1 rRNA gene is annotated in these 1132 nt (G+C 36.6%); it reads left to right on the top strand.

The features are described 5' to 3' along the window. A 5S ribosomal RNA gene (gene rrf, locus J2T13_RS26285) occupies nt 1-90 on the top strand; the annotation flags it as partial. Between the last annotated feature and the right edge of the window lie 1042 nt (nt 91-1132).

The following is a 1132-nucleotide window of genomic DNA, read 5'->3' as shown; positions in this document are numbered from 1 at the left end:
CACGTACCCATCCCGAACACGACCGTTAAGCCCTCCAGCGCCGATGGTACTTGGACCGCAGGGTCCTGGGAGAGTAGGACGTCGCCAAGCAAAAAAAGTAACCACCGTCGGAACTCGACGGTGGTTTTATTTTAGTTCAATTATAATACCAACACTACTACTGGGAAGTACCTTAGCAGTGTTGGTATATGGAAGGGAGCCTTGGATATGGGGTTCTCTTTTTTAATTTATACGAACGTTCGGTGTAATAGAGTAATCTAGAGAGAAATTTATGCGTGGTTGAAAACATCAAGTAAGTAACTATGCAAAAAGGTTTGAGATGCAAGTTATTGTAATCGTATGAAAAGTAAAATAGATAGACCAGTAGTAAGTGTCCTTTACAATAATAGGCTAATAGAACCCCTAAATCTCAGAAATTGTGTTAATTGGATCAAGAAGAATGAAGAGGAACATAAGCGGTAGTTCTTAGAGAACTAATCAGATGAATTATGTGGTTGATCCAGCTTAGTGGTAACTCGTATTGTAGCTGTTCAGAGGATAGAGGATTGGTTGTTAGAGTGGTCAGTGTGCTAAGTTGTTATGGATGTAAAAGATATACGCATGCTCTTCTTGGAAGAAACAATAGAACAATAGAGGTTAAATGTATATGATCATTCTAGTTCATATGAGGGATCGTTGAAAGGTGGGACTCACTCTTGACGGGGTATAGGAGGGTATAGGATATAGTAACGCAAGACTATACTCACTATTAACGTTTACATATGTATTTTATTGAAAAAGGGATACTTGTAGCATTGTGGGCAGCATATAAGAACCATTGGTAGGTCGATGAAACAAGATATTATTGTTTTTAGAAATTCATAGAGTGAATGAGAAAGGTATTGAAGAATTCATATAATTTAAACAGAAGGCTTGTTATGTTTATATAGTAGATGTCAGATATTAATATTCAATAAGTGTTAAATATTGTAACTTGATGTTAAACAAATAACGTGATATATTATTAGTCCAGCCAACAAATGGCGGTCAAAACGAACCAGAAAGCTTAACAATCACATGAAAATGAAATTGAAAAAAAGCTTGCATTACTGAGTCGGACATGATAAGATATAGTAGTTGTCGCCGAGAACAA

The organism is Paenibacillus sp. DS2015 (assembly GCF_050433705.1).
In the GTDB taxonomy this organism is placed as follows: Bacteria; Bacillota; Bacilli; order Paenibacillales; family Paenibacillaceae; genus Paenibacillus_AQ.
Note: the sequence above shows the minus strand (reverse complement) of the source record. Positions and strands in the feature narration are given on the sequence as shown.